We start from the raw sequence: 5,224 nt of genomic DNA on the forward strand, positions 1-5,224 counted from the left end.
CACTTTTACCGGAGCCTATATGAGCGAAGAAACCAATATAAATGCAGTTGAGTTAGCGGCTGAACTTACCGCAGCCTGGCTAGCCAACAACAACACGCGTGCATCGACGGATGAAGCAGTCGCGTTCTTGACAGCCATGCATGCAACCGTAGGCGGCCTCGCGTCACCATCGTCAGTTCAGCCGGACGGCCCGCCAGCGGCTGAGTACACCCCGGCAGTTAGCTTGCGTAAGAGCCTCGCAAGCAAGGATCACATCATCTCGATGATCGATGGCAAGCCTTACAAGACTTTGACGCGTCACCTGAGCACCAACGGGCTGACACCTGACGAGTACCGCAGCCGCTACAATCTGCCCGCAACCTATCCGATGACTGCGCCCGCTTATTCCGAGCGACGACGCGAGATGGCCAAGAAGATTGGTCTGGGGCGGAAGCCCGGGCAGAAAGGTGCCCGCAAGCCGAAGGCGGCCAGCTGATACACCCTGGCTCGCTATTTACTGCGTGCCTGTTCTGTTGTCGTTTGCACTCACCAGTGCGGCCGCGATCATCGTTGCGAGGCTTTCTTCAGCCTCGCGGCGGGTCTTCTCTTCCTTCGCGATGAGCTCCCTCTTAAGCCAGTCAGGCGCGCGGGCCAGCACCGCGGTAACGATGCTCTGGAGGTCGGCGTTCGGCAACATGATCGGGCTGAAGCATGCGACGCGCAGCTTGACAAGCTTGCGCTAGCCTTGCCCCTCGTTCGCGTGAACGGTGCTTAACAGCATCTTAGGCGTTCCGAAGCCATAGCGTCGTTGCTGGGTCGGCATGATTCCCCAAGGATCCGTCACAGCGTCGACCCAGCGACTAAGTAGTCGCGCGCGTATCGTTTATCGATAGCTAGCAGCTCAGGCATACGACGCGGCATCGCGTGCACGGTTCTCGAACAGGATGGTGGCCGGGAACACCTGCAAGCAGGTAGGAATTGTTCCCGGCCTATCTGACTGAGGGGGTTTGCAAGCCGCCAGCCAGACGGCAGAACTATGCAATCGAAACGATCAGGCAGCAAGTTCTCGCACGAGCTGGCGGATGGGCCTTATCGGCTACCTGGCGCTGATAGACTGCCCCAAATACTGATCGAGAGGCTGACAAGGCGTCCCGGACATGTCGCGCCCCTCAGTATGGCGCGCCGTCATTCCCGGCTAGGGCGAACATCGGATCGCGACGGTCACAATGGAACCGCTTCGCTCACGAAATGCAGGCTGACAAGATTAGGTTCAGCCGGCCAAGCGGCGGCCGGGAACCGGAGTTGAAAGTTCCCGGCCTGTCTAGCTGCCTTCGTGGGGGATTGCAGCTCGACCGCTGCATTGTGCGACCTGTTGTGGGTGCGTGCAAGCGAAACGCTTTGCGCGGTAACCGGGCAGTCACCATTGACGCTTTATCTGGTGGTATGGCTGTAATGGTCCAGTTTCCAGATGGTAGCGAGCGGTCTGTCCCAAGCCGCACTCGCGAGCACAAGGGGCGCAGGGCTGGCCCGGGAAGCTCGCTGCCAGCACTCCATGAGGAGCCACTGGACGATGCTGACTGGCTGTTTGAGCAGGCGGCGGGCGGCTGGCGGGCAAGACCTCGCTGACTGCCGCAAGCGCGCAGCGATGCAGCCCTGCTATGCTGCCTCGCAGTAAAAGCGATTTTGCTCAAACCGCTGGCGAAGCTGCTCAACTTTGGCGCGCTCAGCCTCTAGGTGCGTTAGGGGGACCCAGAACTGGATGCCGCCAATGGGCCTGTCGAACCGGTCAAGCTCTTGCTCCGCTATTTGTGCCGATGCCCTTAACAACAGGGCCAGCTTCCGAAACTGCGACACGCTCATCGTGACCTTTGCGCCGTCGGCAGCGCTTTCTGTCGCGGCCAGCATCGACGTGGCTTCCGCCAATGCAGCTTGGACGACGCTTTCCAGTTCAGATGCGTTTTGCATATAAGCCCTCCGCGTTTGAGAGGAGTAGCTAGTTCCCTTTCGTTTCGGTGTCGTTAACCGCGCTGCTGAGGCCATTCCCGTGCACGATCTGGCGAATAGGGGCGGTCAACGGCTACCAAAATTGCAAAACCAGCTTGAGGGAACGGGAGAGATAATCAAGCGACAGCCAAATTGGATGACGCGCCTGCTTAACTACGCTCCTGACCGGTTGTCGTTTGAGCTCGCGAGCGCGGCTGCGATCATCGTTGCAAGACTTTCTTCAGCCTCGCGGCGGGTCTTCTCTTCCTTCGCCACCAGCTCCTTCTTCAGCCAGTCAGGGGCGCGTGCCAGCACCGTTGTAACGATCAGTCGCAGGTCGCCATTTGAGAGCATGCTCGGTCTGAAGCATGCGGCAACGGGAATGGCAAGCTCGCGACCGCTAATGCCATGGGGGTCTCCTCGAACCGCCATCGACAGGACTGCTAATCATCCAATTCCCTGTACAAGATCCCCCGCCAGGGGGATGCAGTTGTTGCGACGTTGGCCGTGGCATCGATCCGCAACAATAGCTCATGACAGCCGTTTGTCGGTTTAACCCGAGTGCGCGGACGATTGGCATGCCCGAAGATCTTACATCGTTCGAAGCAACATCGCGCGCGTTGACCAAGGCATTCGAAGACGAAAATCATGAATCGCTTGGTGCCGATCTATCTAGCCTGATGGTCCAGCTGTCGCACCTACCGTCGATCAAGGCCGATAGCCCGCTGTCGACAACAAAGCCTCACAAAAGGATGCGCTGGCTGCGATCGCGGCTGCGACGCCCTGCCTGAGGTTTTCCAGCGGCTAACCGCTGAAGTGCAGATGCTGGTGAGTAGCGCCGCCGCCCTTAGAGCTTTGTTTACATAGCGGTGCAACAGCGTGTTGGTCGCCCCGGTGCCGGACAGCATCCGCCGGGGCGGCTCTCCCCTACGCCGCCGGCGTCCCGCTGAGCCGACGCTCAAGATTTGCTCCGCGCGAGTGTTCGCTTTCGCCCTCACGGTCCCAGTCGACAGGTCCAGCAGCCGACTGACCTATGACAGTTCCTTACTTCAGTCCGTCCAGAGACGTAGCTTCAACGGCTTGGCCTTACGCTCAGAAGCGCGAGCAAGCTTTGCATGCGCACTATAGGCCGTCGAATCGCTCGCATCCTGCGACGATTGCCGCTCCTCAGCCGCGCGGCGGGAGTAGTGTACTTCATCTCGTTCACGCATGCTTCCGTCTCCTCTCCTTTCAGATTAGACAGGTCGTGTGGCGACACCATCGCATGTGTTAGGCTACTTCAGAAACTTCGCCGATTTCGGCATTTCCTGGCCCCCTTCTTGCACCGTTCTTGACATGCCACGCTCGCCGCCATTGCGGAGCTTCTGGCACCTGAGCGGTCGCTACACATAGAGTTCGCGCCGCCCAACTCGGCCAGTTCACGTTCCGCCATGATCATGCGCTCATAAGTGCACGCGATAGATAGGTGAATGTCGCGAACGCAGGGGTGCTAGGCTGCCTCAGCCTTGCTCCGCTCGGCCTCAGCAAGACGCTGGAAAACAGCTATTCGCCGCTGATTAGACATGATGCCGGGGGTCGCCGAGACCGAAATCAACAGGGGGGACCGATATCATTCCGGTCTCGGCAACATCGCCACGGCGATGAGGCTTAAACATCATCGGCCACCTATTGTTCCGCATCTTCTTCAGAAGCCCACGCCAGCCAGCATACGCCATTAAGTTCCGGAAGCTGAATCGATCCGACGCGCTGGTTCAACAGCCGACAACCCAATGACGTGCGAGGCGGAACGGCGGCAGCTTCGTTACGTTGTGCGGTGCAGCGTGAAAGGGCGTGCATGGCTTACGCAATAGACGTCGACCGGATCACTCGCATGCGGCAGATCGCACTATGTTTGAATGAAGCGGATCGGATTACAACCCTGGCGTATGCCGCCGCCCTCGAAGCCGATATGCCGGTGCATCCGACGGCCGCAAGCAGCGGCAGTTATCCGTCCCATAATGGGACGCATCTTGCGGCGGAACTTCGCGCCCCCGTCTTTGTTCCAGCCTCTTCACAAAAGTGATTGAGCCAGCGACGTGTAGGTCGCTGGCGCGCTTAAAGGGGTAGAAGCATGTTGCAGACGATCATGGTGGTGATCGTAGCGATCTATGTAGTCTCGTTCCTTACCGTGACCGGCATCATGGTCAGTGAGCTGCCCGAACGCCCGCCACAGGATGATATCCAGCCCGCCGAGTAGCACTCTTCTCAAAGCAGGCTGGTAAGCCTCTTAGAACGACAGCAGTGCACCGAAGAGTGCCCCCTCCTTGCCTGCTCGCATCGGCATGAGCAGCGTGGAACCTTCCAAACCCAGCACCGTTTCAACAGCGCACAAAAACAGGCGCTGCCGGTTTAGGAGGGGATGCCATGGCGGTCGCCATGCGCGTGTGCAGCGCCGTGTTTCAACCTTAGTAGAGCTAGGCTAGAGGATCGTGTGGTAGGCTTACGGCTTATCACGGGGGTGGCTCTTGGTTGATCGGCGCATTGTCACTTTCGGGCCGTTTGCCCGTGCCCGCGTGGAGATCATCGGGTCTGAGTTCACGCACCATTTCCCTGCTGTTCAGGATGGGCGGTTCGACAGCCTACTTGCTCAACTCGATTTGGTGAAGGGCACACCCGCCGCGCAAGGCGAGCGCCTAGCGGAGCCTACGCCAGGTTCATCAAAGCTGGAACATCCTTGAAGCAAGGTAAGCTGTTAGTGATAACGGCTTCTGCGAGTGCATTATCCGATTATCTGCCTGCGAGCCAAACCGACACACGGCGTGTCCCGGTAAATTCGCGTGCCACTTTATAAGGCGCGGATAAGTCCGGCGAAGGTGGCGTCATAATTGAGCGGGAACGCTCTATGCAAAGCAGTGCCGAGCGTCGCTGCATCAACCTGCTCTTGCTTGAAACTCGGCGGAAGCGCTGGCGGAGCAACTTCGCATGCGGCAAGCGCCCTCATGTCTTCGACGAACTTTGTAGCGATTTCTCTGTCTGCGGGATTATTTAACGTGTGAGCGACTGTCAGCAGTCGTGCCGCCGCCGAACCGAGAGAGTGTGCCATGGCGCAACCTTCCTCCGCTGCCCCCACCATGGTTAATGAAATCTAAAGGTTAACAAATAGTAAACGGCGCGCGACGGCCGAGATAGCGAACCGACATGGCAAGCAGGCGCCGTAACGCATGGGCAGCTTGCAGACCGCTGCGTCGTAAGGCTGAGCGCAAGGTGGTGGAGACGTGGCCGA

Annotated in this window: 7 protein-coding genes; 4 read left to right on the top strand and 3 right to left on the bottom strand. The window is 58.9% G+C overall.

Annotation, left to right across the window (positions count from 1 at the left end):
* Positions 1 to 19 precede the first annotated feature (19 nt).
* Positions 20 to 475, top strand: coding sequence for a Ros/MucR family transcriptional regulator (locus BFL28_RS15780; protein ID WP_069321490.1), 456 nt, complete (start codon positions 20 to 22; stop codon positions 473 to 475).
* Positions 476 to 493: 18 nt separating this feature from the next.
* Here the strand turns inward: BFL28_RS15780 and BFL28_RS15785 are convergent, their stop codons facing one another.
* The 3 genes from BFL28_RS15785 to BFL28_RS15795 all read right to left on the bottom strand — a co-directional run bounded on the left by BFL28_RS15785 (position 494) and on the right by BFL28_RS15795 (position 2,316).
* Positions 494 to 676, bottom strand: coding sequence for a hypothetical protein (locus tag BFL28_RS15785; RefSeq protein WP_069321486.1), 183 nt, complete (start codon positions 674 to 676; stop codon positions 494 to 496).
* A gap of 959 nt (positions 677 to 1,635) precedes the next feature.
* Positions 1,636 to 1,944, bottom strand: a complete 309-nt coding sequence (locus tag BFL28_RS15790; protein ID WP_131818667.1) for a hypothetical protein — start codon at positions 1,942 to 1,944, stop codon at positions 1,636 to 1,638.
* Positions 1,945 to 2,136: 192 nt separating this feature from the next.
* Complete coding sequence (locus tag BFL28_RS15795) at positions 2,137 to 2,316, bottom strand: hypothetical protein (RefSeq protein WP_069321488.1); 180 nt, start codon at positions 2,314 to 2,316, stop codon at positions 2,137 to 2,139.
* A 224-nt stretch (positions 2,317 to 2,540) separates the two neighbouring features.
* On the opposite strand from BFL28_RS15795, the gene BFL28_RS21190 reads away from it, so the two are divergent.
* From BFL28_RS21190 to BFL28_RS21735, 3 genes are all read left to right on the top strand, one after another.
* Positions 2,541 to 2,753, top strand: a complete 213-nt coding sequence (locus tag BFL28_RS21190; protein ID WP_069321489.1) for a hypothetical protein — start codon at positions 2,541 to 2,543, stop codon at positions 2,751 to 2,753.
* A 1,079-nt stretch (positions 2,754 to 3,832) separates the two neighbouring features.
* Positions 3,833 to 4,024, top strand: coding sequence for a hypothetical protein (locus BFL28_RS20790; protein ID WP_131818668.1), 192 nt, complete (start codon positions 3,833 to 3,835; stop codon positions 4,022 to 4,024).
* A 48-nt stretch (positions 4,025 to 4,072) separates the two neighbouring features.
* On the top strand, positions 4,073 to 4,198 hold the full coding sequence (locus BFL28_RS21735; protein WP_277621010.1) for a hypothetical protein: 126 nt from the start codon (positions 4,073 to 4,075) through the stop codon (positions 4,196 to 4,198).
* Positions 4,199 to 5,224: the final 1,026 nt, after the last annotated feature.

The organism is Sphingomonas turrisvirgatae, from assembly GCF_001721295.1.
Taxonomy (GTDB): Bacteria; Pseudomonadota; Alphaproteobacteria; order Sphingomonadales; family Sphingomonadaceae; genus Sphingomonas; species Sphingomonas turrisvirgatae.

Bases quoted from the DNA above. Each gene is read 5' to 3' on its own strand.
- BFL28_RS20790 (WP_131818668.1), top strand. From the start codon at position 3,833: ATGCGGCAGATCGCACTATGTTTGAATGAAGCGGATCGGATTACAACC.
- BFL28_RS15795 (WP_069321488.1), bottom strand. From the start codon at position 2,316: ATGCTCTCAAATGGCGACCTGCGACTGATCGTTACAACGGTGCTGGCA.
- BFL28_RS21190 (WP_069321489.1), top strand. From the start codon at position 2,541: ATGCCCGAAGATCTTACATCGTTCGAAGCAACATCGCGCGCGTTGACC.
- BFL28_RS15780 (WP_069321490.1), top strand. From the start codon at position 20: ATGAGCGAAGAAACCAATATAAATGCAGTTGAGTTAGCGGCTGAACTT.
- BFL28_RS21735 (WP_277621010.1), top strand. From the start codon at position 4,073: ATGTTGCAGACGATCATGGTGGTGATCGTAGCGATCTATGTAGTCTCG.
- BFL28_RS15790 (WP_131818667.1), bottom strand. From the start codon at position 1,944: ATGCAAAACGCATCTGAACTGGAAAGCGTCGTCCAAGCTGCATTGGCG.
- BFL28_RS15785 (WP_069321486.1), bottom strand. From the start codon at position 676: ATGTTGCCGAACGCCGACCTCCAGAGCATCGTTACCGCGGTGCTGGCC.